We start from the raw sequence: 25,572 nt of genomic DNA, 5'->3' as shown, positions 1-25,572 counted from the left end.
CCGTGTCACGGGATGACCGTCGCCGATCGAGAGGACGATCCCGTGACCTCATCCACCACCGCCGCGACCCGCCCCGGGCGAGCCCGCCGGGCTGCCACCGGACCGTTGCGGGCCGTGCAGGTCACCGCCGTGCTCGCGGTGGTCGTCCTCGCGTGGCAGTTCGTCACCGCCGGGGAGCTGCTCCCACGGGGCGGTCCCGTGGAGCTGCACGCCGCGGGAGCGATCGCGCTGCACGTCGTCCTCGGTCTCCTGGCGATCGCCGCGATCCTGCTCGGCCGGGCGGCCCGCGGTCCCTGGTGGCCTGCGGTGCTCGCCGTGCTCGTGTTCCTGCTGTCGTTCGTCCAGGCCTACGTCGGCTCGCACGGTCCGCTCGCGGTCCACGTGCCGTGCGCCCTCGTCGTCACCGTGGGCACGGTGTGGCTCGCGGCGTGGTCGCTGACGCCTCGGTCCTGACCGGGGAAGGTGGACGGGTGTCGTCCGAGGCGGACCTGATCCGGCTGCTGCACGACCGTCACGGCGCCCTGCTCTGGTCGGTCGCGCTGCAGCGGACGGCCGACCCGGGGCGTGCGCAGGACGCGGTGCAGGAGACGTTGCTCCGGGCGTGGCGGCACCCCGACGCGTTCGAGGAGGCCAGGGGCGACCCCCGTCCCTGGCTCCTGCGGACCTTGCGCAACGTGCTCATCGACGAGTGGCGCGCCCGGGCGGTCCGCCCCGAGGTGCTCTACGACGACGTGACGGAGGCCGAGGTGCAGGCCGATCTCGCCGGTGTCGGGCGCAGCGTGGCCGACCACGCGGACGCCGCCGCACAGGCGTGGGTCGTGGGCGCTGCCCTTGCGCGGCTCTCGCCGGAGCACCGCGCGGTGCTGGGCGAGTGCTACTTCCGGGGTCGGACGGTGGCCGAGGCCGCCGGCGTGCTCGGCATCCCGCCGGGCACGGTGAAGTCGCGCGCCCACTATGCGTTGCGGGCGCTGCGCCTGGTGCTGGAGGAGATGGGGGTGGGCTCGTGAGCTGCCCGCACCGATTCGACGTCGCGGTCTACGTGCTCGGCGCCCTCGAGCCCGGCGAGCGTGCGGCGTTCGAGGCCCACCTCCCCGGCTGCGCCGCGTGCGCGCGCTCGCTGAGCGAGGTCGCCGGGCTGCCCGGCCTGCTCTCCCGCGCGACGCACCCCGGTGCTCCCGAGAAGGGCCCCGAGCTCGCAGCGCCCCCGCCGGACCTCCTCGAGGGCACCCTCCGCCGGGTGCGGCGCCGTCGTCGGGCATCCCTTCTGGTCGCGGCCGTGGCCGTGGTGCTCGCGCTGGTCGGGGGCTTCGGCATCGCGGCGTGGTCCGGTGTGTCGACCGCGGAGTCCCCGCCGGGCTCCGTCCGCGAGCTCGCCCTGCCCCCGGTCGCGGACTCGGAGACATCGGGCCTCGCCGGGCTCACCGCGCGGCCCTGGGGCACCCAGATCTCGCTGAGCTGCCTGTACCGCGGCGAGCCGCGGCCGACGCCGCCGCCGGACGCGCCGCGCACCATTTACGTCCTCGTGGTGCGGGGCGCGGACGGCACGGAGCAGGAGGTCGCGCGCTGGAGCCCCCCGCCGGGCCAGGACGCCGTCGTCACCGCGGCCACCGACCTGCCGCCCGACCGCGTCCGCGGGCTGGAGGTGCGGACCGCCGCGGGGGAGACGGTCATGCGCTCCTGAGCTGGGGATCGTGACCGTTCTGTGACCTGTCGAGGCGGTCGTCGGGGTCGTCGGCGGCCCGGGACTGTCAGGGGTCGCGGCTAGCGTTCCGGGTGTGAGCATCGACCAGGAATTCCGCTCCGGCCTGGCGGCCGAGCTGGATGCCCTGCCGCCCGGGGTGGGGCTGGTCGCTGCTCTGGAGCGCCTCTCACCGGCGGCGCTGACCGGTGAGGACCTCGCTGCCTACCTGCGCGGATGTGCCCGTGCTCAGAACCGCGGCGCGGCCCGGGTGCTGGACGCGATGCACCACCTGGGGCGGGCCCAGGCCCAGGGGTGCGAACGGCTCGCGGCGGTGGACGAGTTCTCCGGTGACGAGGTCGCCGCGGTGCTGGGCTGGTCGCGCACGATGGCGAGCCGCAAGCTCGATCTGGCCGAGGACCTGGCCGACCGGTTGCCGGCGGTCGGGGACGCGCTGTGGGAGGGGTGGCTCGACGAGCCCAAGGCCACCCGGTTCTGTGAGTGGACCCGCGATCTCGCCGACGACCACGCTCGGCACGTGTGCCAGGTGGTGCTTCCCGAGGCGCCGGAGCTGCCGGTGGGGGAGCTGATCCGGCGGATCGAGCAGACCGCGGCGGCCCTCGATCCCGAGTGGGCGGCGCGGCGGGCCCGGCGGGCCGAGAAGAACGCGCGCGTCATCCTCTCGCCGAACCCGACGGGGACCGCGACGTTCTCGGTGTGCGACCTGGCCGCGCCCACGGGGTTGGCGATGCGCGACCGTGTCGACGCGCTGGCCGCGGCAGTCCGCGGGCTCGGGGTGCTGACGCCGATCGGGGTGCTGCGCGCCGAGGTCGCCGCACGCCTGCTGGACGGGACGACCGCCGGGCTCACCGACCGCGACGTCGCCCTCCTGCTCGCCGCCGAGTACCACCGGCAGGCCACCCCTGCCGGCGACGACGGGCCGGGCGACGGCGGGCCGGGTGACGGCGGGCCGGGTGACGACGGGCCGGACGGCGACGGGCCGGACGGCGACGGCCCGGACGGCGGCGGGACCGCTGACGGAGGCCCTGACGATCGTGGCCTCGATGGCGACGGCCCGGACGACGGCGGGCCGGACGAGAGAGTCGGCGATGGCGGCCCGACCGACGAGGACCCGACCGACGGCGACCCGACCGAGGTGCCCGACGCTCCCGGCCTCGGACAGGGCCTCCTGGACCTCCCCGATCTTCCCGATCTGCCGCCGATGATCGAGGGCCGCGATCCCCGCTCCGGACGCGTCCGCTCCGGCACCACCGAACTGCGGCTGCGACTCACCACCGCCCTCGGGCTCGACGAACACCCCGCCGCCGTGCCCGGCTACGGCACGGTGCTCGCCCCCCACGCCCGCACCCTGCTGCACCGCCACCACGGCGGTGAATGGCGCATCGTGCTCACCGACGACGACGGGCGCCTCCAGCGCGTCCTGCTCGCGCGCCGCCGCCCCCGGCACCCTCATCGAGATACCGGGCCCCGGCCACGGGGCGAGCCCTGCACCGCGATCGTCGAGCTCCAGGTCCCGACGACGCTGCTGGCCGCCCTCACTCCCGACGACCACCGCACGCGGGCCGGCGACTGGGCGCCCCTGCTCACCGAGCTCCGACAGCGCCTGGGAGCCGGCCGCGACGGGCCGCCGACGGCAGGGCCCGACGACCACCTCCGCCGCCGACCCCGGGCGGAGACCGACCGCTGGGTCCGGGTCCGCGACAGGCACTGCATCGTGCCCGCCTGCCGTCGCCCCGCCCACCGCGCCGAGCTCGACCACACCATCGACCACGCCCAGGGCGGGCCCAGCGTGCACGCCAACCTCGGGGTCGTCGACCTGCACCACCACCGCGCCAAACACCACGCCCATTGGCGGATCCGCCAACCCTCGCCCGGGCACTTCACCATCCGCACCCGTGCGGGCGTCCACCACGTCACGCGCCACAAGAAGGTCCTCGAGCCGCTGCCGCGACCACGGCCCGCCGCCCGCCCACGACCACTGCCCGCCGACGGACCCCACGCAGGCCCCGACACCGACGACGTCAGCTGGCGCCAGACCTTCCTCAGGAGGACCGCCGGGCCCGCGCCGTCGGGCGGGACGAGGACCCCGCCGGCACGGAACGACACCGACGACCCGCCGCCGTTCTAGCTGCTCGACCCCCGCCCCGTCGGGGATGACGGACGCGCGAGCGGCCGACTACCGTGGGAGCGAGGGGGAGGGGTTCGCCGTGCGGGACGAGGAACTGATCGTCGAGTTCGCGCTCACGCGCCTGGACAACCCCGGCCTCGAGCTGGACGAGGTCGCCGCGCTGCTGGTCGCGCGGGTGGGGCCGGAGACGATGGTCGAGCTCGCAGGACAGAACCTCGCCGACCGCGGCGAGCTGCGCGGTGCCCTGTTCGAGACCGCGGTCGAGCGGGTCATGCGCGTCGTGCTCGCCCTGCGCGACGCCCCGCTCTGAGCCACCGACCCCGCGTCACACCCGCGTCGTCGACCCCGGCCGCACGATCATCAGCACGGTCACCGTCGCCCAGAGCAGGTTGAACCCAGAGCAGGTTGAACCCAGAGCAGATTGAGCCCAGAGCAGCTTGAACCCGGACGGCGATGCCGATCGTCGGCGCCGAGTCCGCCGACGCCCTCGCCGGCACCCGTGGACGCTGCTGCGCGCGCAGCGACCGAGTGATCACCCGTCCAGCCGGCGCCCCTGCGACATGACCAGCGCGTCGAACCGCGCCGGGCCGACGATGGTCAGCGCCCGCGCCGGGGTGTCGCCCACCACCTCGAAGCCGTGCTCCACGTCGCGGGGCAGGAAGAGGAACGCGCCCGCCGACGCGGTCCACCGCTCGTCCCCGCAGAACCCCGCCAGTTCGCCCTCGAGGACGTAGAACATCTCGTCCTCGCCCTCGTGGGTGTGTGCCGGCACCGTGAGCCCGGCGGGCGCCTCCTGCTCCATCACCGCGACGCGTCCCTCCGTGTCGCCGCCCTCCGCCTTCACCGTGAAGGTCGTGCCGTCGAAGTCGTACCGGTCGCCGCTGCCGGCGGGGCGCACGAAGAAGCTCACGCCCCGGAGTCTCGCCGATGCCGCCGGGCGATCGCGTCCGCCCGCACGCCCCAGGCGTCGGCGACCGGGCCCAGGTGCTCGAGCTTGTCGGGGTTGATCACCGTGCGGATCGCCTGGATCCGCCCCTCGAGGACGTCGAGCGCGATGATCGCGACGATCTTGCCGTCCTGGTCCCGCAGGATCGCCCCGGGCTGGTCGTTGACCGTGCGCGGGGCCATGTCGACCACTCCGGGCATGAGGGCCGCGAACCCGCCGACCAGCCGGGCCACGTTCTCGGACCCGACCACCGGACGGGCGAGCGCCGGACCCTTGCCGCCGCTGTCGGTGACGGCCTGCACGTCGGCGGCGAGCAGCTCGCGGAGCCCGTCGAGGTCGCCGTCGGCGAAGGCGTCGAAGAACCGGGCGGCGAGCTCCTCGCGCTCCCGTCGGTCGGCCGCGAACCGCGGCCGGCCCTCCTCCATGTGCCGGCGGGCCCGCACCGCGAGCTGGCGGCACGCCGCCTCCGAGCGCCCGACCGCCGCGGCGATCTCCGGGAAGTCGAACGCGAACACCTCCCGGAGCACGAACACCGCCCGCTCCCGCGGGCTCAGGCGCTCGAGCAGCAGCAGCGCCGCCATCGACACCGAGTCCGCGAGCTCCGCGGAGCGTTCCGGGTCCTCGTAGGGATCGGTCAGCAGCGGCTCGGGGAACCACGGCCCGACGTAGGACTCCCGCCGGACCCGGGCCGAGCGCAGGACGTCGATCGAGAGCCGCGTGACCACGGCCGACAGGTACGACTTCACCGACGCGGGCTCGGTAGCCGCCGACTCGTAGCGCAGCCACGTCTCCTGGACGGCGTCCTCGGCCTCGCTGACGCTGCCCAGGATCCGGTAGGCGATCGCGAACAGCAGCGGGCGCAGCTCGGTGAACTCCTCGGTGCGGGTCACGGCGCCGACCCTGCGGCCGACGGGGCCTCCTGGACCGGCCGCTCGGCGTGCGGCCAGCGGATCGCCCCGGGCAGGCGGCGCTCGAGGCCGATCGCGGCCACGGTGCCCCGGACCTGGACCTGCTTGGCGAGCACGGCCGCCCGGCCGGTCACGGCCCGTCCCCGGGCCACGTCGGTCGCGGTGGTCGGCTGCAGCACGGCGTGGCGCCGTCCGAGGCTGACGCAGCGGGCGGTGAAGCCGAGGTCGAGCGGCCGGTCGTCGACCGGACCGTCGAACCCGATCACGGTGTCCCCGACCAGCGCGTCCGCGGCGTGCGCGGCCGACGGGAACGCGAACTGGCAGGACATGCTGAACCGCTCGCCGTCCGGTGCGGGCGTGTGCCCGGCGTCGCCCACGGCGAGGACCGCCGGGTGCGACAGCGAGCGCAGCGCGGCGTCGGTGAGGACCGCGCCGCGGTCGTCCACGGCGATCCCGGCGTCGCGGGCCAGCGGGGCGCGGCGAACCCGCCGCACCAGACCGTGAGCCCGGACGGCACCTCGGCGCCGTCGTCGAGCACCAGGCGGTCCGGTGCCACGGCCCGCACCCGGGTCCCACCGAGCGCCTCCACACCGAGCTCCTCGAGCGTGCGTCGCACGTGCTCCGCCGCCTGCGGGGTGAACCACCCGCCGACCTCGCCCGCGGTCACCAGCCGGACCGGCACGTCCGGACGGCTCTCGGCCAGCTCGGCCACCGTCTCGAGGCCGGTGAACCCGCCGCCGACGACGCTGACGGGCGTGCCCGCGGGCAGCGCGGCGAACGCGGTGCGCAGCCGGTGGGCGGACGCCAGATCCGCGACGGCGTGGACCAGCTGACCGCCCGGCACGGGCGCGGCCGCGGTCGTGCTGCCCGTGGCCACGACGACCCGGTCGAACGCGAGGATCCGCACGCCGTCGGGCCCGGTGACGGTGGCGCGCCCGGCGTCCGGGTCGAGCGTCGTCACGTGGCCCTCGACGAGGGTGGCCCCCGCACCCAGCATCCGGCGCAGGTCGGGGGCGGGCACCGCGCGGCCGGTGGCGACGTGGTGCAGACGGAGCCGGTTGACGAACTGCGGGCGAGGGTTGACCACCGTGACCTCGGTGCGCCCGCGCGAGCGGCCGGCCAGCCGCACGGCGACCGTCGCGCCCGCGTAGCCGGCGCCGATGACCAGGACCCGCTTCTTCGGTGTGCTCATGTCTCCCATGACGAGACGGGGCCGCCTGCCGTGACATCACCACCCGGACGCCGGCAGACCCTCCAGCCACCGCACGGCCTCGTCGCGCTCGGCTCTGCCGAACACCCGGACGTGGCCGGGCAGGAAGAAGCCTGCGAGCTGGCTCATGGTCCGCACCCAGCCGAGGTCGCTGACCACCGCGCAGCCCTCGAGGTGGTGCATGGCCGTGAGCCCGAGCTTCACGTCGGCCCACGCCCCGTCGGGGGTCAGACCGCGGAACTCCTCGTCGACCACGCAGAGGATGCGCAGCCGGCGGCCCTCTCGTTCGGCGGCCTCGAGCATCGGTACGACGACGGCGTCGTAGTCCGCGCGGCTCAACGTCCCGACGGCGCGCACGGCGTCGATCCCGGCCGGCACATCGGCGTCTGTCTCGATCACCTGTGCAGTCCACTCCCGTCGGGCGTCGGGGACCAGACCTTCCGGTGCTCGAAACGGCGGTTGACGCCGGGTTCGCGACCAGATGGGGTCCCGGGGACGGACGACGCGGCGCCACGTGAGCACTCCCCGCACACCCCACGAGCACTGACAGGACTGCGCGCATGGTTGACGACGACCAGGACCCGACCGGGACCGACGAATGGCGGGAGGCGCTCGAGTCGGTCCTCGCGGTGGAGGGACCCCAGCGTGCGCACGACCTGCTCGACGAGCTGATCGCGCAGGCCCGCGCAGCCGGCGCGCCCGTGCCCTATTCGGCGACGACGCCCTACGTCAACACGATCGCGGTGGAGGACGAGCCCCCGCACCCGGGTGACCGCGCGGTCGAGCACCGGATCCGCTCGGCCATCCGCTGGAACGCCGTCGCGACGGTGCTGCGCGCGAACAAGGAGTCCTCCGAGCTCGGCGGGCACATCGCGAGCTTCCAGTCGGCGGCGACGCTCTACGACACCGGCTTCCAGCACTTCTGGCACGCGCCCTCGGCCGGCCACGGCGGCGACCTCGTGATGATGCAGGGGCACTCCTCGCCCGGCATCTACGCCCGCGCGTTCCTCGAGGGCCGCCTCACCGAGGAGCAGATGGACTCCTTCCGGCAGGAGGCGGACGGGAGCGGGCTCTCGTCGTACCCGCACCCGTGGCTGATGCCGGACTTCTGGCAGTTCCCGACCGTTTCGATGGGCCTCGGCCCGCTGATGGCGATCTACCAGGCCCGGTTCCTGAAGTACCTGCACGGCCGCGGGCTGGCCGAGACCGAGAACCGCCACGTCTGGGCGTTCCTGGGCGACGGCGAGATGGACGAGCCGGAGTCGCTGGGCGCGATCTCGCTGGCCGGCCGCGAGCACCTCGACAACCTGATCTTCGTCGTCAACTGCAACCTGCAGCGCCTCGACGGGCCGGTCCGTGGCAACGGGAAGATCATCCAGGAGCTGGAGGGCCTCTTCCGGGGCGCGGGCTGGAACGTCATCAAGGTGATCTGGGGGAGCCGCTGGGACCAGCTGCTCGCCGCGGACGCGACCGGGAAGCTCCACCAGCTCATGGAGGAGACGGTCGACGGCGAGTACCAGACCTTCAAGTCCAAGGACGGCGCCTACGTCCGCGAGCACTTCTTCGGCCGCTACCCGGAGACCGCGGCCATGGTCGAGGACTGGACCGACGAGGAGATCTGGGCGCTGACGCGCGGCGGGCACGACCCGTCGAAGATCTACGCGGCCTACTCCGCGGCGGTGAACGAGCCCGACCGGCCCACGGTGATCCTCGCCAAGACCGTCAAGGGCTACGGCATGGGCGAGGCCGGCGAGGGCCAGAACATCTCGCACCAGCAGAAGAAGATGGCCCAGGAGAACCTGCGGCTCTTCCGCGACCGCTTCGACCTCTCGATCGACGACGACGCCATCGAGACGCTGCCCTACCTGCGCTTCGACCCCGACAGCGAGGAGGGGATCTACCTCCGGAAGCACCGCGAGGCGCTCGGGGGCTCGCTGCCCGCGCGCCGGCGGACCTCGGAGGCCCTGGAGGTGCCCGACCTCTCCGCCTTCGGCGGCCAGCTCGCGGGCTCCGGCGACCGTGAGAACTCCACGACGATGGCGTTCGTCCGCGTCCTCAACACGCTGCTGCGTGACAAGAAGATCGGCAAGCGCGTGGTGCCGATCGTCCCGGACGAGTCGCGCACGTTCGGCATGGAGGGCATGTTCCGCCAGTTCGGGATCTTCTCCCGGGTCGGGCAGCTCTACACCCCCGAGGACGCCGGCCAGCTGATGTTCTACAAGGAGGACAAGAACGGTCAGCTGCTCCAGGAGGGCATCAACGAGCTGGGCGCGATGTCCTCGTGGATCGCGGCGGCGACGGCGTACTCCACCAGCGACGTCCCGATGATCCCGTTCTACATCTACTACTCGATGTTCGGGTTCCAGCGCGTCGGCGACCTCGCCTGGGCCGCGGGCGACCTGCGCGCCCGCGGGTTCCTGCTCGGCGGCACCGCCGGGCGCACGACCCTCAACGGCGAGGGCCTGCAGCACGAGGACGGCCACTCGCACCTGTTCTCGTCGGTGATCCCGAACTGCGTGTCCTACGACCCGACCTTCGCCTACGAGGTCGCGGTGATCGTCGCGGACGGGTTGCGGCGGATGTACGCCGAGCAGGAGGACGTCTTCTACTACCTGACCCTGATGAACGAGAACTACCACCACCCGGCGATGCCCGAGGGCGTCGAGGAGGGGATCGTCAAGGGTCTCTACCTGTTCCGGGAGGGGACGCCGGCCGTCGGCGCGGGGGCTCGCAAGAGCCGCGCCAAGCAGAAGCCGCGCGCCCAGCTCATGGGCTCGGGGACGATCCTGCGCGAGGTGATCGCCGCCGCCGAGATGCTCGAGGACGAGTGGGGCGTCGTCGCCGACGTGTGGAGCGCGCCGAGCTTCACCGAGCTGCGACGCGACGGCATGGACGTCGCCCGCTGGAACATGCTCCACCCCACCGAGACGCCCCGGCTCTCGTGGGTCGAGCAGTGCCTGGCAGACCGGCCGGCCGGTCCGGTGGTCGCGGCGACGGACTACATGCGCGCCTTCCCCGACCAGATCCGCGAGTGGGTGGGCGAGCGGCGCTTCGCCGTGCTCGGCACCGACGGCTTCGGCCGCTCGGACTACCGCAAGGCGCTGCGCGACTTCTTCGAGGTCGACCGGCGCTACGTGGTGGTCGCGACCCTGTCCGCCCTGGCCCGCGACGGCGCCGTCCCGGCCGAGAAGGTCGCCGAGGCCATCGAGCGCTACGGCATCGACCCCGAGCGCCCCGCGCCCGCGCACGCCTGACCCCCCGACGAGATCGACGAGACCGCGAGGCATCCCATGACGGCCCCCACTGCATCGGCTGATTCGACAACCGAGGTCTCGGTCCCCGACATCGGCGACTTCACCGACGTCCCGATCATCGAGCTCCACGTCGCGGTCGGCGACGTGATCGCCGTCGACGATCCGCTGGCCACGCTCGAGTCCGACAAGGCGACGATGGACGTGCCCTCGTCGCACGCCGGGCGCGTCACCGAGGTGCTCGTCGAGGTCGGCGACACCGTCAGCCAGGGCACGCCGGTGCTGCGGCTCGACGCCGCCGAGGGCGAACCGGTGGAGGACGGCCCGTCCGAGTCCCCGGAGTCGGAGTCGGCTGCCCCGATGCCGAAGGACGCGCCCGCGGCCGCCGACGCCGAGGTCACGGCGCAGGAGCCGGTCACGGAGAAGGCCTCGTCGAGCGCAAAGCCCCCGGCCGCACCCTCCACCCACGGCGCGGGCAACGGCTCGAGCAACGGCTCCGGGCTCCCCGTCCACGCCGGCCCGAGCGTGCGCAAGCTGGCCCGCGAGTTCGAGGTCGACCTGGACCAGGTGCCGGCCACCGGGCCCAAGGGACGGATCACCAAGTCCGACCTGCTGGCCTACGTCCGCGGCCCCGCGCAGGCGCCCGCCGCGGCGCCGGCGGCGGCCCCGTCCGGCGGTTCGGGCATCCCCGAGATCCCGGCGCAGGACTTCTCGAAGTTCGGTCCGGTCGAGACCCAGCCGCTGTCGAGGATCACCCGGATCTCGGGGCCGTTCCTGCACCGCTCGTGGCTGAACGTCCCCCACGTCACGCACAACGACGACGCCGACATCACCGAGACCGACCGCTACCGCAAGGAGCTCGACACCCAGGGCAAGGCCGAGGGCTACCGGGTCACGCTGCTCGCGTTCCTCATGAAGGCGTCGGTCTCGGCGCTCAAGGCCTACCCGACGCTGAACAGCTCGCTCACGCCCGAGAAGGACGCGCTGATCATGAAGCGCTACTTCCACCTCGGCGTCGCCGTCGACACCCCGGGCGGGCTGGTCGTCCCCGTCATCCGCGACGTCGACCGCAAGGGCATCGTCGAGCTGTCCAAGGAGTTGGGGGAGGTGTCGGCGCGGGCGCGCGACGGCAAGCTCACGGCCGACGACATGAGCGGCGGCACGTTCACGATCTCCAGCCTCGGCGGGATCGGCGGCACGGCGTTCACCCCGATCGTCAACGCGCCCGAGGTCGCCATCCTCGGCGTCGTGCGCTCGCGCGTCGCACCGGTCTGGGACGGCGAGGCCTTCGTGCCGCGCACCCTGCTGCCGCTGTGCCTGTCCTACGACCACCGCGTCATCGACGGCGCCCTGGCCGCGCGCTTCACCCGCCACCTCGCCCACACCATGGGCGACGAGCGCCGTCTGCTGCTGTAGGTGCGCTCCGCGCATGTGAGCACTTCGGAGTGCTATCGCACTCCGAAGTGCTCACATGGCCGCAGGCCACCCCGTCCCGTCCCCCGCAGAGGAGTACGCCATGGCCGGCGAGATCGTGGTCGAGGTCCCCGACATCGGCGACTTCACCGACGTCCCGATCATCGAGGTCCACGTCGCCGTGGGCAGCGAGGTCGCCCTCGACGAGCCGCTGCTCACCCTCGAGTCCGACAAGGCCACGATGGACGTGCCGGCCGAGACCGCCGGAACGGTCACCGAGATCCGGGTCGCGGTCGGCGACACGGTCTCGCGCGGCACGCCGATCATGGTCGTGACGCCGTCCGAGGGCGGTGCTGCGGGACCGCCGTCGACGCCGGCGCCGGCGTCCAAGACGGGCGCCTCCGAGCGGGTGCCGTCACGGCCCCAGGAGGCGCCGGCGGCGTCGTCCGACGGTGCCGAGGACCGCCACGTCGGGCTGGTCGTGCTCGGCGCGGGCCCGGGCGGCTACACCGCCGCGTTCCGGGCCGCCGACCTCGGGCTCGAGGTCCTGGTGGTGGACGCCCGCGACACCCTCGGCGGCGTCTGCCTCAACGTGGGCTGCATCCCGTCGAAGGCGCTGCTGCACGCGGCCAAGGTCATCGCCGAGACCAAGGAGATGAGCGGGCACGGAGTGAAGTTCGGCGCGCCGGAGATCGATCTCGACGAGCTCCGCACGTGGAAGGACGGCGTGGTCGACCGGCTGACCGGCGGGCTGAAGGGCCTGGCCAAGCAGCGGAAGGTCTCGACGCTGCAGGGGACGGGGCGGTTCCTCTCGCCGCACCGCCTCGAGGTCACCGCGCCCGACGGCGCGACCACCGTCGTCGGCTTCGACCAGGTCATCGTCGCCGCGGGCTCGGAGCCGGTCCGCCTGCCGTTCGTGCCCCACGACGACCCGCGCGTGCTCGACTCGACCTCGGCGCTCGAGATCGCCGACGTGCCGGAGCGCCTGCTCGTCCTCGGCGGCGGGATCATCGGCCTCGAGATGGCGACGGTGTACGCCGAGCTGGGCTCGAGGATCACCGTCGTCGAGCTGATGGACCAGCTCATCCCCGGCGCGGACAAGGACATCGTGGGCCCGCTGGCCAAGCACATCGGCGCGCGCTACGAGGACATCCACCTCTCCACCAAGGTCACGGGCGTCGAGGCCACGGAGAAGGGGCTCGTGGTGTCGTTCGAGGGCAAGAAGGCCCCCGAGACCGACACCTTCGACGCCGTGCTGGTGGCCGTCGGGCGCCGTCCGCTCGGCGCGGCGCTGGATCTCGACGCCGCCGGGGTCTCGGTCGACGAGCGCGGCTTCGTCGGGGTCGACGCGCAGATGCGGACGAACGTCCCGCACGTCTTCGCCATCGGCGACGTCGTCGGCCAGCCGATGCTCGCCCACAAGGCCGTGCACGAGGGCAAGGTCGCCGCCGAGGTCGCCGCCGGGCAGAAGAGCGCGTTCGACGCCCGCTGCATCCCGTCAGTGGCCTACACCGACCCGGAGGTGGCGTGGGTCGGGGTCACCGAGACCGAGGCGAAGGCGCGCGGCCTGTCGTACGGCTCGGGGACGTTCCCGTGGGCGGCGTCCGGGCGCTCGCTCTCGCTCGGGCGCTCGGAGGGCGTCACCAAGGTCCTCTTCGACACCGAGACCGACCGGATCCTGGGCGCCGGGATCGTCGGCCCCGCGGCGGGCGACCTCATCGCCGAGGCCGCCCTGGCCATCGAGATGGGTGCCGACGCCGCCGACATCGGCCTGACGATCCACCCGCACCCGACGCTCTCGGAGACCATCGGCATGGCCGCCGAGGCCTTCGAGGGCACCCTCACCGACCTCTACATCCCGAAGAAGGCCGGGAAGAAGTGAGGTCGGCGCCGGGGCCGGGCACCGTCTCCTGAGCGTGGGCCCGCCGCGGCGCGTGCCGATCGGCTCGGGCTGGGACTCCGACGCCGTCCTGGTCGACGGCCGGTGGGTCGAGCGCACGGCCCGGCGCCCCGCCGCCGAGGCGGGGCTGCGGCGCGAGGCGCGCCTGCTGCCGTGGCTCGCGGCGTGGCTCCCGCTCCCGTGCCGCGGCCGGTCGTGACGAGCGAGACGCCGCTGACCGTGCGCCATCCCTGGGTCCCGGGGTCGGCGCTCGACGCCCCGTCCGCCGACCAGGGGCGCCGGCTCGGGGCGTTCCTGCGCGCGCTGCACGACGTCCCCGTCGACGGGGCCGTGGCGCACGGGCTCCCGGACCCGGCCACGACCCGCGCGTGGCGGGACCGGTCGGTCGCGCGGTTCGAGGCCGAGGTCGCGCCCCGCCTGCCCGACGACCGCTGGCTGCGCGCCGCGCTGGACCGTCTGCGCGCGGCGCCGGCCGACGCCGTCGTCCACGGCGATCTCCGGGCCGAGCACGTCCTGGCCGCCGACGGCGAGCTCACGGGCGTCATCGACTGGGGGGACGCGCGCGCCGGGGATCCGGCCAAGGACCTCGAGTGGCTGCTCCTCGACACCGGCGTCGCTCCGGCCGTGATCGAGGCGTACGGCGCCGACCTGACCGCCCGCGCCCGCGACTGGCGGCGCGTGGGCCCCTGCTACGCCGTGGTGCACGGGCTCGACACCGGCGACGACGCCCTCGTCGTCGGGGCTCTCGGGAACCTGACGACCGGGCTGTGACGGTGCCGGCGGGAAAGTGGGGCCTTGTCAGGCCCGTCGTCCCTTCCGGACGCGATAGCGCAGGTGCGTGACCCGCCGGGCCAGGTCTTCGGTGTCCGGGGTCTCCCGCCGATGCACGAGCTCGAGCTCGACGAGCTCTGCCGGGAGACCCTCGAACAGGCGGCGCCCCCGCCCGAGCAGGACGGGCACGACGTGCAGCGCGATCTCGTCGAGCGCATCGACGCGCAGCAGGGCCTGCGCCGCGCCGGCCCCGAGGACCAGGACGTCGCCGTCCCCGGCCGCCGCGCGCGCCCGGCCCGCGGCTTCTGTCGGGTCGGTGGCGTACTCGACGGTCCCCGGCGGCGGCTCGTCGGGGACGTCGTGGGTCAGCACGACGATCGGGACGCCATCGTGGTGGTCACCGCCCCAGCGTCCGGCCAGCTCGTAGGTGCGGCGCCCGGCGAGCACCGCGCGGGTCGCCGTCGCCTCCGCATAGACCTCGCCGCTCGGCCCCGGGTCGTGGCGCCGGTCGAGCCAGTTGAACAGGCGGAACCCGCCGCGACCCAGGGGCGCCTCGGGGCCGTCGTCCGGGCCGGCGACGAAGCCGTCGAGGGAGACGGTCATGTCCAGGCGCAGGGCCGTCACGACTTCTCCCCGGACTCCGTCGCGGGAAGCACGCGGTAGCGCAGGGCCACCGTCCCCGGCCCGTCGAGGGTGCGGATCGGCTCGAGCTCGACGATCTCGGCGGGCATCTCGTCGTCGAAGAGGCGCCGCCCCTGCCCGAGCAGGACGGGCACCACCTGCAGCGCCAGCTCGTCGATCTCCCCGGCCCGCAGGAACGCCCGGGCCGCCTCGGCGCCGTGCAGCAGCACGTCCCGCTCGCCCGCGGCCTCCCGGGCCGCCGCCGCGGCCTCCCGGACGTCGGTGACGTAGCGGGCGTGGCCGGGGGCGGGCGCGTCGGGGACGGAGCGGGTGAGCACGATGATCGGGACGCCGTCGTGGTGGTCGCCGCCCCAGTGGCCGGCGTGGTCGAAGGTCCGCCGGCCGGTGAGGACCGCGCCGGTGGCCATCGCCTCGGTGAGCACGAGGGCGTCCACGTCGTCGTCGCTGCGGGCGGTGGCCGGGTCGTCGTCCGCCCCGAGGACGAGGGACTCGTGCAGCCGTTCCCCGCCGATCCCCAGGCCCCGATCGGGCCCGTCCTCCGGTCCGGTGACGAAGCCGTCCAGGGACATCCACATGTAGAGCACGATCCTGCCCATGGCGGGCCCTTCCGTGGGAGGTCCGGGGACGACAGTGTGAACCCGGTCGTCGGCGAGGACGAACCGTCACTCGGACACCCGACGGCGACCGGCCGTTCCCAGAAGGAGAACCTGAACGATGATCTCAGTGGGAGACAAGATCCCCGACGTGCCGCTCGCGACGGTCGGCGCCGACGGCGCCAACCCCGTGCGCTCCGGCGAGCTCTTCGGGACGGGGCGCACCGTCCTGTTCGGTGTGCCCGCCGCCTTCAGCCCGACCTGCAGCGACGCGCACCTCCCGGGCTTCGTGGCCAAGGCCGGGGAGATCAGCTCCAAGGGCGTCGACCGGATCGTCTGCGTGTCGGTGAACGACCCGTTCGTCATGGGTGCCTGGGCGAAGGACCAGGGCGTCGGCGACAGCGTGATCATGCTCGCCGACGGCGCCGCGCTCTTCGCTACGGCGATGGGCCTGAGCATCGACGCCTCGGACTTCGGGCTGGGCGTCCGGTCGTCGCGCTACGCGGCCATCATCGACGACGGCACCTTGACCTGGATCGACGTCGAGGCGGCCCCGCCGGACCACGAGGTCTCCACCGCCGACGCGGTGCTGTCCCACCTCTGACGGCCCACCTCTGACGGCCCACCTCTGACGGACCCGAGCCCGCGTCCCGTGCCTGCGGGGCGCGGGCTCAGCCGTCCCGGTAGGCGCGCACGACATCGTCGTACGACGTGTCGGCGGCCAGGCCCAGCGCCGCCGCGCGCGGGGTCTCGAACCGCGACGGCCAGCTGCCCACGATGGCGACGACGGCCGGGTCCTCGGCCCAGTCGACGAGCGCGCTCGTACCGGGCCCGGCGACGCGGTCGAGGGCCGCGGTCATCTCGCGCGGCGTGGTGGTGAGCGCCGGGAGGTTCATCGCGGTCCGGCTGCCCCAGGTGGCGTCGTCCACCTCGGCGGCCCGGAGGATGCCCTCCAGCGTGCGGTGCGGCGACGAGAGCGCCACCGGCATGTCCGGCGGCGCCGGGCACACGGCGCGCTCGCCGGCCAGCGGCTCGCGGATGATCCCCGACAGGAAGCTCGACGCCGCGGCGTTGGGAGGGCCGGGCCGCACCGACACCGTCATCAGCCGCACGGTCCGGCCGCGCACGAAGCCCTTGCGGGTGTAGTCGGCGACGAGCTGCTCGCCGACGAACTTCTGGATGCCGTAGCTGGACTGCGGGCGCGGCAGGGTGTCGTCGTCGACGGGGCCGACCGGCCCGATCGCCGGATCGCTGCCGAAGACCGCGAGCGAGCTGGTGAAGACGAGCACCGGGGGCACGGCGTGGCCGCGCGCGTACTCCAGCACCGCGCGGGTGCCGTCGAGATTGGTGCGCATGCCCAGGTCGAAGTCGGCCTCGGCGGCACCGCTGACGACCCCCGCGAGGTGGAAGACCGCGTCCGCCTCGTCGCCGAGGGTCCGGCTCAGCTCGCCCGCGATGTGCTCCACCCGTGGGTCCGCCGCGACGTCGTCGGCGGGCGCGACGAGGTCGACGACGACGAGCCGGGTCACGTCGGCCGGTGCCGCCCCGCCGAGCGCGACCGGCCCGGCGAGCAGGCGCCGACACAGCAGCGTCCCGAGGAACCCGGCCCCGCCGGTGACGATCACGCGCATGCGGCCTCCTCGAGGCGGTCGACGACGTCGGCGAGCGCGTCCTCGCCGCCCACGTTCCCGGCGAACACCACCAGGGGCGGGCCGCTCGCCGGCGCCCAGAGCGACACGATCCCCGGCAGCAGCGACCCGCGCACCCACGCCCGGTCGGCCCGCAGCGACTCGGTCGCGACGTCCGAGGACGTGATCCCGCCCTTCGCGAGGACGTAGGCCGGCGGGCTCGCGGTGACGACCCGCCCGACGAGCCCGGTGAGCGCGGCGCTGACCCGGCGCGCGATCTCCAGGCTCTCGGCCTCGTCGCGCCCGGTCACGAGCGTGCGCGAGGTGCTCAGCACGGTGGTGCGGTGCTCGAGGGACTCCGTGACCTGCGCGACCACGTCGTCGAGGTGCCGGTGGTCGGAGGCCAGCACCGCCGGGACGTCGATCTCGACGCGGGCGAGCTCCCGCCGCGCCCCGAGCCGCTCGAGCTGACGACTCGTGCGGGCCACGTGCGACCCGACGACGACGAGCCCGTGGCCGGTCCCGACGGCGTCACGGAGGTCGGCGTCGGCGATCGGCGGCTGCTCGCCCTGGCCGACGCGGGCGCGGACGAACGACGGGCCGACGCGGTAGACGAACCGTGCCCCGTCCCGCTCGGCGGCGAGGATCGCGAGCACCCCGGCGCGCAGGTCGTCGTCGACCACGGCGTCGAGGACGACCACCCGGGCCCGGGGAAGCGTCACCGGACCGGCGCGCAGGCTCCCGAGGCCGACCTCGGCGACGTCACCGGCCGGGATCGCCCCGCCGCTCTTCTCCGCGACCCAGTCGGCGAGGCGGGAGTGGCGGTAGCCGAAGGAGGCGTCGGCGGCGAACTCGCTCTCGGCCACCCGGGTGAGCGTGTCGCCGTCGCGCAGCCAGTGCACGCCGTCGAGGGTCACCCGCCCGGCGTCGGGGAAGGCGGGTGCGAGGACCACGGCGTCGGCGCCGACCTCGGCGGCGACCACGTCGGTCTCGAGCGGGAAGTGCCCGCGCAGCGTCGAGTCGCTGCGGCTGGCGACGATCACCTCGACGCCGCGGCGCCGCGCGACGTCGAGGCACGTCCGCACGACCTCGCGGGTGCGCGCCGCGGCGTCGTCGGGGGCGAGGCTGCGGGTGTTGGTCAGGACGAAGAACGCCGGCGCCCCCTGCGCGAGGGCCCAGTCGACGTCGTCGGGGCTCCATCGGGTGAGCACCGGGAGGTCGCGGACGGTCTGCGTGCCGGTGGGGTCGTCGTCGAGGACCACGACCGTCGGCGTCCCGGCCAGCGCCGCCCGGACCTCCTCGGCCGGCACCGTCCGCACCGGCGGCAGGCCCGCCAGCCGCTCACCGTCCTGCTGCATCGGCCCATGCTCCCCGATGGCGGGGCGTGCGGTCAGGAGGCGCCGGAGTCCAGCAGGGTGTGCAGCCGGACGATGCGGCCGTCCTCGACGAGGCCGATGTCGGTGCCCGTGACGACGGGCGCGCCGCCCGCGGGCCCGAAGCCCCACGAGAGCACGCCGAGGTCGCCGCTCACCCGCACCATGGCGGTGGGGCGGAAGGCGAAGTCCGGCGCGCCGTCGAGCAGCGCCGACACCTTGGCGTCGATCTGGTCGCGACCCCGCACGAGGCCCTCGGGGTCCTGGAACAGGACGTCCTCGGCGTACACCGCGGCGATCGCCTCGCGGCGGCGCGCGGCGTCGCGCTCGTTGAACACCCCGAGCAGGTTGCGCTGCATGAGCTCCTCGACCGTCGCCATGCGGCGATCATGCCTGTGCCCGCCGGGCGCGTCACCACCGACCACTCGTCGCGGCGGCCGTTTCCGTCCCGGCGAATGCGCGATTTCGGCGTGCCGAATATTCGAATTCGCGCCGACGACCTCGGTGAGGAGCGCCACCGGGAATCGCAATGCGCGGGGAACGGGTGCTACGTTCGTCGCAGCGAAGGGGAGTAGCTCCCAACATCGCGGTCGACACACTGACGCCCTGCGTCCGGCCGCGGAGGCCGCCGGTCCCACCGGTGGCGGGCGAGACCTTCGGCACCGACCCGTTCGACGGGTTCGGGCCGGAGCATGCGCCCTCGGTCCGATCCGACCGAGAGGAGCGCGCCCCCGTGACCGGCTTCCTGGCCGCCGCTGCCCTGAGCTTCGCCGTCATCTTCGTCGCGGAGCTCGGGGACAAGTCCCAGCTGATGGCGCTGACGTTCGCCACGCGCTTCCGGGCCCTGCCCGTGCTGCTCGGCATCACGGCGGCCACGGCGGTCACCCACGCGGTCTCGGTCGGCGTCGGTTACCTGCTCGGGGCCACGCTCCCCACCTTCTGGATCTCCCTGGCGGCGGCCGTCGCGTTCGTCGTGTTCGGGCTGTGGACCCTGCGCGGCGACTCGCTCTCCGCCGACGAGAAGAAGAAGAGCGGCGCCACCACGCGCTCCGCGTTCGTCACGGTGGGCGTCGCGTTCTTCCTCGCCGAGCTCGGTGACAAGACGATGCTCGCCACCGTCACGCTCGCCACCCAGTACCCCGGCACCGGCGGCGTCACGGGCGTCTGGCTCGGCTCGACGATCGGCATGGTCGTGGCCGACGGCCTGGCGATCATCCTCGGCCGGGTGCTGGGCCGGAACCTGCCGGAGAAGGCGATCCGGATCGGGGCCGCGGTGCTGTTCTTCGTGTTCGCGGTGTGGCTCGCCGTCGAGGCATTCCTCAACGGCTGAGGATCCATTCCCGCGCTTTCTCCCACATCCGACCGGGAGACTTCCCACCCGGGGTGACGTGACGCGAGGGACGGCGTCGGAGGATGCACCCATGACCGCGCCGTCCCTCCCCGCCGACGCCGTGGTCCGGGCCCGGGCCGCCGCGCGCGAGCGGCTGCTCAACGCGGCGGCACGGGAGCTCGAGCTCCCGCCCGGCGGGCCGGGGCCCTGGCGCCTCGACCTGCTGGAGAGCGGCGCCCTGGTGGCCGAGGTGACCGGGTGGTCGCCGTCGGGGCACCACCGGTGGGGCGAGGAGGTCGTCCTCGACACGGGGTCGCACACCCGGCCGGTGTCGCACGAGGAGTTCGTCCACCTCCTGCTCACCCTGCTCGACGCGGCCCTGCCGGACCCGTGCCTGCCGGACCCGTGCCGTGCCCCGACGGACCGGGTGGGGGCTCTGGGCGCGCAGATCCGCACCAGCGTGGCCCGCACGGCCCGCTACCTCGCCGCCCCGGTCCGCCCCGAGCCGGCGGATGCCCCCGGCCGGACCCGGCACGCCGAGCAGGCCGTGCGCACCGGGCACCCGTTCCACCCCGCGCCGAAGAGCATCGAGGGGGTCGACCACGAGGCCGCCGACGCCTTCGCCCCCGAGCTCGGGGTGTCCTTCCGGCGCCACCACCTCGCCGTCCACCCCGACCTCGTCGTGGAGCAGCGGGTCGCGCCCGGTCCCTGGACCCCCGACGACGTCGCGGCGCACGCGCCCGACGGCTGGTCCGTCCTGCCCGTCCACCCCTGGCAGATCACGCATCTGCGCGCGCTGCCCGGGACCTCGGCACTGCTGGCCGACGGGCGGCTGCGGGACCTCGGCCCCCTCGGGGCACCCGTCTACCCGACGTCGTCGGTGCGCACCGTCTGCGACCCCGCGTTCCCGACCGCCTGGAAGCTCCCGCTGCATCTGCGGATCACCAACTTCGTGCGCACCATCCCGGTCGAGCACGCGCACCGCGCGGTCGACGCGAGCCGGCTGGTGTCGTCCCTGCGGCCGGGGTGGCCGGCGCCCGGGTTCGAGGTGCTCGTCGAGACCGGGTGGCGGGGGGTCGACCCGGCCGCGGTGGGGGAGGACGAGGCGGAGGACCTGGTCACGCTGTTCCGCGAGAACCCGTTCGTCGTCGACCCCGCCGCCCCGCGGGTGCTCGCAGGGCTCCTCGAGCCGGGGCCGCGGGGCGGGGAGCCGACGCTCGTCGGCGAGATCCGGGCGGCCGGGGGCGACGCGGAGGCCTGGCTGCGGGCGTACCTCGCGGTCTCGCTGGTGCCCATGCTGGCGATCTTCGGCGCGCACGGCCTGGGCTTCGAGGCCCACCTGCAGAACACCCTGCTGCACACCGAGCACGGGGTCCCCGCGCGGTTCTGGGTGCGGGACATGGAGGGTGCGCACGTGAGCCGCGACCGCCTCCCCGCCGGCCTCGACGGGGCGAGCCCGCTGGTCTACGACGAGGACGAGGCGTGGCAGCGGTTGCGCTACCACGCAGTGGTCAACGGGCTGACCAGCGTCGTCGCGGCCCTGGGTGCCGCGCTCCCGCCGGGGGAGCCGGCGCTGTGGCGGGTGGTCGCCGAGGTGCTCGCGGAGGTCACCGGCCCGGGTGCTCCGTACGCGGCCGACCTGCTCACGAGCCCCGCCCTGCCGGCGAAGGCGAACCTCCTGAGCCGCTTCGCCGGGCGCGGCGAGAGCCCGCTCTACGTCGACCTGCCCAACCCGATCAGGAAGGCCGCGGGATGACCGATCGGGCCGACGACGTCCTCGTGCCCGCGCTGCGCGCACCGACCGCGACCGGAGTCCGCCGCCGCCTGTTCCGCCAGACCCTCGCCTCGCTGGTCTACGAGGGTGCGGTGGACGTGTCGGCGGACGGGACCGAGCACGTGATCGCCGGGCTCGACCGCGACGGCCGGCCCGTGCGCTACCTCTTCGAGGCCGACCGGGCCGTGGGGTTCGACCGCGTGCGGCTGTCGGCGGCGCCGGTCCGTCGCGAGGACGCCGACGGCGCGGTGGCCGAGGCCGCGTCGCTGCCGCGGTTCCTGGGCGAGGTCCGCGCGGCGATCCTCGGCGGTGCGCATCCCGAGCAGCTGGCGCGCTTCGCCGTCGAGCTCGAGGAGACGCGCGTCAAGGACGTACTGGCCGAGTACGTGCGGGCCGGCCGCGTCCAGGTGCTCGCCGACGCCGACCACGAGGCACTCGAGGGCCTGATCACCGACGGGCACCGCTACCACCCGGCCTACAAGTCGCGGATCGGCTTCGACCTCGACGACGACCTCGCCTACGGGCCCGAGTTCCTCCCGGTGCTCCACCCGTTCTGGGTCGCCGCGCACCGCTCGGTCGCCGAGGTCACCAGCTCGGGCGTCGGCCCCCCGGATCCCCGCGCCGAGCTGGGCCCGACGGCGGCGGCCGCGTTCGACGACCGGATCCGCGACGCGGGCGGCGACCCGGCTGACTATGTGTGGCTCCCCGTCCACCCGTGGCAGTGGCGCGAGCGCCTCCGCCGGGGGTTCGCCGACCTGCTCGCCGACGGCCGCCTGGTCGCCCTCGGCCCGGACCCCGCGCCGTTCTCGCCCCAGCAGTCCCTCCGCACCCTGAGCTGCCGCGACGACCCTACGCGCAGCCACCTCAAGACGGCGCTGTCGATCACGAACACCTCCACGTCCCGCGGGCTCGCCCCGCACACGGTCCGCAACGCCGCCCCGATCTCCGACTGGCTGGCGCGGATCGTGGCGCGCGACGACCACCTCGCCCGGGACGCGCGGGTGATCGTGCTCGGCGAGGTCCACGGCGTCGCCGTGGTCCCGCCGCCCCCGTCGGACCTGGTCCGCGCCGAGACCGAGGGTGCGCTGGCCGCGATCTGGCGCACGAGCCTCGCGCCGCGGCTCGACCCGGGGGAGCGGGCGGTCCCGGTCACGGGGCTGACGACGACCGAGAACGACGGCACCCCGCTGATCGCGCCCTGGCTCGCCGCGCACGGCGCCCGGAGGTGGGTCGAGGCCCTCGTCGACGCCGTCGCCCTGCCGCTCGTGCACCTGCTCGTGGCGCACGGGGTGGCGCTCGAGTCGCACGCCCAGAACATGTCGCTGGTGCTGCGCGACGGCCTGCCCGCGCGCGTGGCGCTCAAGGACTTCCACGACGGCGTCCGGTTCTGCCGGCGCCTGCTCGCCGACCCCGACGACGCCCCGGTGCTCGCCCCGCCCCCGGCGCACCACACCAACCGGAACTCGTTCGTCGAGACCGACGAGCCGACCCTCGTGACCGACTTCCTGCTCGACGCGTTCTTCTTCGTCAACCTCGGCGAGCTCGGGCTGTTCCTCGCCGAGCACGGGCTGATGGACGAGACGGCGTTCTGGACGATCGTCGCCACGCGGGTCCGGGCCCACGACCAGCGGCACGGCTCCGGGGCGTTCGACCTGTTCGCCCCCACCCTCGAGGTCGAGAAGCTGACCACCCGGCGGCTCACGCCCGACACCGAGCTGGCCCTGCACCGGGTGTCCAACCCGCTGCACCGGTTCGGGGGGCGCTGATGCTGCGTCCCAACGCCGTCCGGGCGGCCCTGGCGCAGGGCCGGGAGGTCCGCGGGCTCTTCTGTGCGATCCCGGCGCCGGCGCTGGTGGAGATGATCGGGTGCGCCGGCTACGACTTCGTCGTCCTCGACAGCGAGCACGCGCTCGTCGACCCGCAGGAGCTGGAGAACCTCATCCGGGCGGCGGAGGCGGTGGACCTCACCCCGTTCGTCCGGGTCCCGGCGGCCGACCCCGGCGCGATCCTGCGCGCGCTCGACGCCGGCGCCATGGGTGTCGTCGTCCCGCACGTGCGGACCCCCGACGACCTCGCCGCCGCCGTCCGCGCCGCCCGGTACGCGCCCGAGGGGATGCGGTCGCTCAACGGCGGGCGGGTGCCCGGCTTCGGGCGCCTCGACCTGCGCGAGTACGTCGCCCGGGCCAACGCCGAGATCATGGTCGTCGCGATGATCGAGGACGCCGAGGGCGTCGACGCCCTCGACGACATCCTCGCGGTGCCCGGCGTCGACCTCGTCCTCGAGGGCGCCGCCGACCTCTCGCAGTCCTACGGCGTGCCGTGGCAGACGCGGCACCCCCTGGTCCGCGAGGCCCTCGCCCGCATCGCCGACGCGTGCCGGGCGCACGGCGTCGAGTTCTGCGCCATCCCTCGGACCACCGACGACCACCGGGAGTGGGCCGCCCGTGGCGTCCGGGCCTTCGTGCTCGGCGAGGAGCGCGGGATCGCCGCCCGCGCGCTGCGGGCCCACCTCGAGGCCCACCGTGCCGACCAGGCCGACAGGGAGGCCCCATGACCACCCTCGACGCCCTGCTCCGCGACCGGTCGGCCCGCGAGGAGCCCGTCTGCCTGTTCGCCTACGACCTCGACGGCCTGCGCCGGCACGTCACCGAGGTGGTGGCGGCGCTGCCGCCGCGGTGCCGCATGTACTACGCGATGAAGGCCAACAGCGCCGCCCCGGTCCTCGAGACCCTGGCGCCGATCGTCGCCGGCTTCGAGGTCGCCTCGGGTGGCGAGATCGCCAAGGTCCGGGCCGTCGCCCCCGCCGCGCCGATCCTCTTCGGGGGACCGGCCAAGACGCCGTCGGAGATCTCCCACGCCCTCGACGCGGCGGTCACGCGCCTGCACGTGGAGAGCGTGCTCGAGCTGCACCGGATCTCCGCCGCGGCGGTGGCCCGCGGCACGACGGTCGAGGTGCTGCTGCGCGTCAACCTCGCGGGCCCGTTCCCGTCGGCCACCCTCGCGATGGCCGGGCGTCCGACCCAGTTCGGCATCGACGAGGCCGATCTCCCCGCCGCGACGGAGGCCGCCACGACGCTCCCGGGTCTGCGGTTCGCGGGCTTCCACCTGCACTCGCTGTCGAACAACCTCTCCGCCGAGACGCACCTGGAGATGCTCGGTCTCTACCGCGACACCGTCGTGGACTGGGAGGAGGAGCTCGGGGTCGTCGTGGAGGTGCTCGACGTCGGCGGCGGGATCGGGATCGACTACCAGGACCTCGCCCACCGCTTCGACTGGGACGGCTTCACCCGCGGGCTCGGCGACTGGGTCGACTCGATCCCCGCCCACTGGCGCGAGATCCAGTTCGAGTGCGGGCGCTACCTCACAGCCGCGTGCGGGAGCTACGCCGTCGAGGTGCTCGACGTGAAGCGCACCCACGGCACGGCGTGGGCGCTCGTGCGGGGCGGGACCCACCACTTCCGCCTGCCCGTCTCGTGGCAGCACAGCCACCCGTTCACGGTGCTGCCCGTGGAGCGCTGGGACCCGTCGGTGCCCCGCCCGTCGGTGACCGACGAGCGGGTGACGGTGGCGGGGGAGCTGTGCACCCCGAAGGACGTCCTGGCCCGCGACGTCCCGGTCGCGCGGCTGCGCGCGGGTGACGTCCTGGTGTTCACGCTCGCCGGTGCGTACGGCTGGGACATCTCGCACCACGACTTCCTCAGCCATCCCCACCCGGAGCACGTGTTCCTGGGCGGCGACCGGGCCTAGGCTGCCGGCATGCATCTGGTGATCGCCGGCCCGGGTCGCTACGACGGCGGGGTCGAGCGCCCGCCCGGACCGGACGGCGGACCGCCGGCCGAGGTCGAGATCGTCGGGTCGCGGGAGCTCGTCCGCACCGAACCGGACGGCACGGAGATCTACCGCGTCACGGTCCTCGTCTACACCCACGCCGGGGAGAACCGGGACGGCGTCCCCCGCTACACGCGGGACCGGGACTACACCGAGGAGCGGGCCGGGTAGGCGCCAC

At 74.5% G+C, this 25,572-nt stretch carries 27 protein-coding genes; 17 read left to right on the top strand and 10 right to left on the bottom strand.

What is annotated here, in order from left to right:
- Positions 1-42: 42 nt before the first annotated feature.
- From ACQPYN_RS18200 to ACQPYN_RS18180, 5 genes are all read left to right on the top strand, one after another.
- Complete coding sequence (locus ACQPYN_RS18200) at positions 43-453, top strand: hypothetical protein (RefSeq protein WP_433025659.1); 411 nt, start codon at positions 43-45, stop codon at positions 451-453.
- Between the two features lie 17 nt (positions 454-470).
- On the top strand, positions 471-1,007 hold the full coding sequence (locus tag ACQPYN_RS18195; protein ID WP_433025656.1) for a sigma-70 family RNA polymerase sigma factor: 537 nt from the start codon (positions 471-473) through the stop codon (positions 1,005-1,007).
- Entirely contained in the window at positions 1,004-1,681 is a 678-nt protein-coding gene (locus tag ACQPYN_RS18190) for an anti-sigma factor family protein (protein ID WP_433025653.1), read from the top strand. Before ACQPYN_RS18195 ends, ACQPYN_RS18190 begins: the two co-directional genes overlap by 4 nt.
- A 94-nt stretch (positions 1,682-1,775) precedes the next feature.
- The gene (locus tag ACQPYN_RS18185; protein WP_433025650.1) at positions 1,776-3,827 is read left to right on the top strand and encodes a DUF222 domain-containing protein; all 2,052 of its coding nucleotides are present in this window, start codon (positions 1,776-1,778) and stop codon (positions 3,825-3,827) included.
- A 79-nt stretch (positions 3,828-3,906) separates the two neighbouring features.
- Positions 3,907-4,137 (top strand): hypothetical protein, encoded by a 231-nt coding sequence (locus tag ACQPYN_RS18180; RefSeq protein ID WP_274190544.1) that lies wholly within the window; start codon positions 3,907-3,909, stop codon positions 4,135-4,137.
- A 222-nt stretch (positions 4,138-4,359) separates the two neighbouring features.
- Here ACQPYN_RS18180 and ACQPYN_RS18175 read toward each other — a convergent pair whose 3' ends face one another.
- The 5 genes from ACQPYN_RS18175 to ACQPYN_RS18155 are packed head-to-tail and all read right to left on the bottom strand — an operon-like array spanning position 4,360 to position 7,290.
- Positions 4,360-4,737, bottom strand: a complete 378-nt coding sequence (locus tag ACQPYN_RS18175; RefSeq protein WP_433025647.1) for a cupin domain-containing protein — start codon at positions 4,735-4,737, stop codon at positions 4,360-4,362.
- On the bottom strand, positions 4,734-5,663 hold the full coding sequence (locus ACQPYN_RS18170; protein WP_433025644.1) for an RNA polymerase sigma-70 factor: 930 nt from the start codon (positions 5,661-5,663) through the stop codon (positions 4,734-4,736). Before ACQPYN_RS18170 ends, ACQPYN_RS18175 begins: the two co-directional genes overlap by 4 nt.
- Positions 5,660-5,947: a hypothetical protein gene (locus tag ACQPYN_RS18165; protein WP_433025641.1), complete on the bottom strand. Its 288-nt coding sequence runs from the start codon at positions 5,945-5,947 to the stop codon at positions 5,660-5,662. Before ACQPYN_RS18165 ends, ACQPYN_RS18170 begins: the two co-directional genes overlap by 4 nt.
- Positions 5,944-6,873: an NAD(P)/FAD-dependent oxidoreductase gene (locus ACQPYN_RS18160; protein WP_433025638.1), complete on the bottom strand. Its 930-nt coding sequence runs from the start codon at positions 6,871-6,873 to the stop codon at positions 5,944-5,946. The genes ACQPYN_RS18165 and ACQPYN_RS18160 overlap by 4 nt, the downstream gene beginning before the upstream one ends.
- Before the next feature lie 36 nt (positions 6,874-6,909).
- On the bottom strand, positions 6,910-7,290 hold the full coding sequence (locus tag ACQPYN_RS18155) for an STAS/SEC14 domain-containing protein (RefSeq protein ID WP_433025635.1): 381 nt from the start codon (positions 7,288-7,290) through the stop codon (positions 6,910-6,912).
- Positions 7,291-7,451: 161 nt separating this feature from the next.
- Here ACQPYN_RS18155 and aceE point away from each other — a divergent pair, with 161 nt between their 5' ends.
- The 5 genes from aceE to ACQPYN_RS18130 all read left to right on the top strand — a co-directional run bounded on the left by aceE (position 7,452) and on the right by ACQPYN_RS18130 (position 14,226).
- Entirely contained in the window at positions 7,452-10,145 is a 2,694-nt protein-coding gene (aceE, locus tag ACQPYN_RS18150; protein WP_433025632.1) for a pyruvate dehydrogenase (acetyl-transferring), homodimeric type, read from the top strand.
- Between the two features lie 36 nt (positions 10,146-10,181).
- The gene (locus ACQPYN_RS18145) at positions 10,182-11,558 is read left to right on the top strand and encodes a 2-oxo acid dehydrogenase subunit E2 (protein WP_433025629.1); all 1,377 of its coding nucleotides are present in this window, start codon (positions 10,182-10,184) and stop codon (positions 11,556-11,558) included.
- 100 nt (positions 11,559-11,658) lie between these two features.
- The gene (gene lpdA / locus ACQPYN_RS18140; RefSeq protein WP_433025626.1) at positions 11,659-13,437 is read left to right on the top strand and encodes a dihydrolipoyl dehydrogenase; all 1,779 of its coding nucleotides are present in this window, start codon (positions 11,659-11,661) and stop codon (positions 13,435-13,437) included.
- A gap of 34 nt (positions 13,438-13,471) precedes the next feature.
- The gene (locus tag ACQPYN_RS18135; RefSeq protein WP_433025623.1) at positions 13,472-13,654 is read left to right on the top strand and encodes a phosphotransferase; all 183 of its coding nucleotides are present in this window, start codon (positions 13,472-13,474) and stop codon (positions 13,652-13,654) included.
- Positions 13,651-14,226 carry a phosphotransferase gene (locus ACQPYN_RS18130; RefSeq protein WP_433025620.1) on the top strand — a complete coding sequence of 192 codons (576 nt, stop codon included), beginning with the start codon at positions 13,651-13,653 and terminating at the stop codon, positions 14,224-14,226. The genes ACQPYN_RS18135 and ACQPYN_RS18130 overlap by 4 nt, the downstream gene beginning before the upstream one ends.
- 27 nt (positions 14,227-14,253) lie before the next feature.
- Here the strand turns inward: ACQPYN_RS18130 and ACQPYN_RS18125 are convergent, their stop codons facing one another.
- Both ACQPYN_RS18125 and ACQPYN_RS18120 read right to left on the bottom strand, forming a co-directional pair.
- On the bottom strand, positions 14,254-14,850 hold the full coding sequence (locus ACQPYN_RS18125) for a dihydrofolate reductase family protein (protein WP_433025617.1): 597 nt from the start codon (positions 14,848-14,850) through the stop codon (positions 14,254-14,256).
- A complete protein-coding gene (locus ACQPYN_RS18120) occupies positions 14,847-15,464 on the bottom strand; it encodes a dihydrofolate reductase family protein (protein ID WP_433025614.1) in 618 nt (205 codons plus the stop codon). The genes ACQPYN_RS18125 and ACQPYN_RS18120 overlap by 4 nt, the downstream gene beginning before the upstream one ends.
- A 118-nt stretch (positions 15,465-15,582) precedes the next feature.
- Between ACQPYN_RS18120 and ACQPYN_RS18115 the strand changes: the two genes are divergently transcribed.
- Entirely contained in the window at positions 15,583-16,065 is a 483-nt protein-coding gene (locus tag ACQPYN_RS18115) for a peroxiredoxin (RefSeq protein ID WP_433025611.1), read from the top strand.
- A gap of 67 nt (positions 16,066-16,132) precedes the next feature.
- Here the strand turns inward: ACQPYN_RS18115 and denD are convergent, their stop codons facing one another.
- From denD to ACQPYN_RS18100, 3 genes are read right to left on the bottom strand one after another with little or no spacing between them, the layout of a single operon-like run.
- The gene (gene denD / locus ACQPYN_RS18110) at positions 16,133-17,092 is read right to left on the bottom strand and encodes a D-erythronate dehydrogenase (protein ID WP_433025608.1); all 960 of its coding nucleotides are present in this window, start codon (positions 17,090-17,092) and stop codon (positions 16,133-16,135) included.
- On the bottom strand, positions 17,083-18,447 hold the full coding sequence (locus ACQPYN_RS18105; protein ID WP_433025605.1) for a four-carbon acid sugar kinase family protein: 1,365 nt from the start codon (positions 18,445-18,447) through the stop codon (positions 17,083-17,085). The genes denD and ACQPYN_RS18105 overlap by 10 nt, the downstream gene beginning before the upstream one ends.
- Before the next feature lie 32 nt (positions 18,448-18,479).
- The gene (locus ACQPYN_RS18100) at positions 18,480-18,842 is read right to left on the bottom strand and encodes a nuclear transport factor 2 family protein (RefSeq protein WP_433025602.1); all 363 of its coding nucleotides are present in this window, start codon (positions 18,840-18,842) and stop codon (positions 18,480-18,482) included.
- Between the two features lie 353 nt (positions 18,843-19,195).
- Here ACQPYN_RS18100 and ACQPYN_RS18095 point away from each other — a divergent pair, with 353 nt between their 5' ends.
- From ACQPYN_RS18095 to ACQPYN_RS18070, 6 genes are all read left to right on the top strand, one after another.
- Positions 19,196-19,792, top strand: a complete 597-nt coding sequence (locus ACQPYN_RS18095) for a TMEM165/GDT1 family protein (RefSeq protein ID WP_433025599.1) — start codon at positions 19,196-19,198, stop codon at positions 19,790-19,792.
- Positions 19,793-19,883: 91 nt separating this feature from the next.
- A complete protein-coding gene (locus ACQPYN_RS18090; protein WP_433025596.1) occupies positions 19,884-21,548 on the top strand; it encodes an IucA/IucC family protein in 1,665 nt (554 codons plus the stop codon).
- The gene (locus tag ACQPYN_RS18085) at positions 21,545-23,332 is read left to right on the top strand and encodes an IucA/IucC family protein (RefSeq protein ID WP_433025593.1); all 1,788 of its coding nucleotides are present in this window, start codon (positions 21,545-21,547) and stop codon (positions 23,330-23,332) included. The genes ACQPYN_RS18090 and ACQPYN_RS18085 overlap by 4 nt, the downstream gene beginning before the upstream one ends.
- Positions 23,332-24,120, top strand: a complete 789-nt coding sequence (locus ACQPYN_RS18080; RefSeq protein WP_433025590.1) for an HpcH/HpaI aldolase family protein — start codon at positions 23,332-23,334, stop codon at positions 24,118-24,120. Before ACQPYN_RS18085 ends, ACQPYN_RS18080 begins: the two co-directional genes overlap by 1 nt.
- Complete coding sequence (locus ACQPYN_RS18075; RefSeq protein ID WP_433025587.1) at positions 24,117-25,313, top strand: type III PLP-dependent enzyme; 1,197 nt, start codon at positions 24,117-24,119, stop codon at positions 25,311-25,313. The genes ACQPYN_RS18080 and ACQPYN_RS18075 overlap by 4 nt, the downstream gene beginning before the upstream one ends.
- A gap of 9 nt (positions 25,314-25,322) precedes the next feature.
- On the top strand, positions 25,323-25,565 hold the full coding sequence (locus tag ACQPYN_RS18070) for a hypothetical protein (protein ID WP_433025584.1): 243 nt from the start codon (positions 25,323-25,325) through the stop codon (positions 25,563-25,565).
- Positions 25,566-25,572: the final 7 nt, after the last annotated feature.

It is taken from the genome of Actinomycetospora sp. CA-053990, assembly GCF_050948445.1.
GTDB lineage: Bacteria > Actinomycetota > Actinomycetes > Mycobacteriales > Pseudonocardiaceae > Actinomycetospora > Actinomycetospora callitridis.
The sequence above is the reverse complement of the archived record's forward strand: the minus strand, read 5'-3'. Positions and strand labels throughout refer to the sequence as shown.

Coding starts and splice junctions, on each gene's coding strand:
- ACQPYN_RS18160 (WP_433025638.1), bottom strand. CDS start 6,873: ATGAGCACACCGAAGAAGCGGGTCCTGGTCATCGGCGCCGGCTACGCG.
- aceE (WP_433025632.1), top strand. CDS start 7,452: ATGGTTGACGACGACCAGGACCCGACCGGGACCGACGAATGGCGGGAG.
- ACQPYN_RS18145 (WP_433025629.1), top strand. CDS start 10,182: ATGACGGCCCCCACTGCATCGGCTGATTCGACAACCGAGGTCTCGGTC.
- lpdA (WP_433025626.1), top strand. CDS start 11,659: ATGGCCGGCGAGATCGTGGTCGAGGTCCCCGACATCGGCGACTTCACC.
- ACQPYN_RS18120 (WP_433025614.1), bottom strand. CDS start 15,464: ATGGGCAGGATCGTGCTCTACATGTGGATGTCCCTGGACGGCTTCGTC.
- ACQPYN_RS18115 (WP_433025611.1), top strand. CDS start 15,583: ATGATCTCAGTGGGAGACAAGATCCCCGACGTGCCGCTCGCGACGGTC.
- denD (WP_433025608.1), bottom strand. CDS start 17,092: ATGCGCGTGATCGTCACCGGCGGGGCCGGGTTCCTCGGGACGCTGCTG.
- ACQPYN_RS18105 (WP_433025605.1), bottom strand. CDS start 18,447: ATGCAGCAGGACGGTGAGCGGCTGGCGGGCCTGCCGCCGGTGCGGACG.
- ACQPYN_RS18100 (WP_433025602.1), bottom strand. CDS start 18,842: ATGGCGACGGTCGAGGAGCTCATGCAGCGCAACCTGCTCGGGGTGTTC.
- ACQPYN_RS18090 (WP_433025596.1), top strand. CDS start 19,884: ATGACCGCGCCGTCCCTCCCCGCCGACGCCGTGGTCCGGGCCCGGGCC.
- ACQPYN_RS18085 (WP_433025593.1), top strand. CDS start 21,545: ATGACCGATCGGGCCGACGACGTCCTCGTGCCCGCGCTGCGCGCACCG.
- ACQPYN_RS18080 (WP_433025590.1), top strand. CDS start 23,332: ATGCTGCGTCCCAACGCCGTCCGGGCGGCCCTGGCGCAGGGCCGGGAG.
- ACQPYN_RS18075 (WP_433025587.1), top strand. CDS start 24,117: ATGACCACCCTCGACGCCCTGCTCCGCGACCGGTCGGCCCGCGAGGAG.
- ACQPYN_RS18070 (WP_433025584.1), top strand. CDS start 25,323: ATGCATCTGGTGATCGCCGGCCCGGGTCGCTACGACGGCGGGGTCGAG.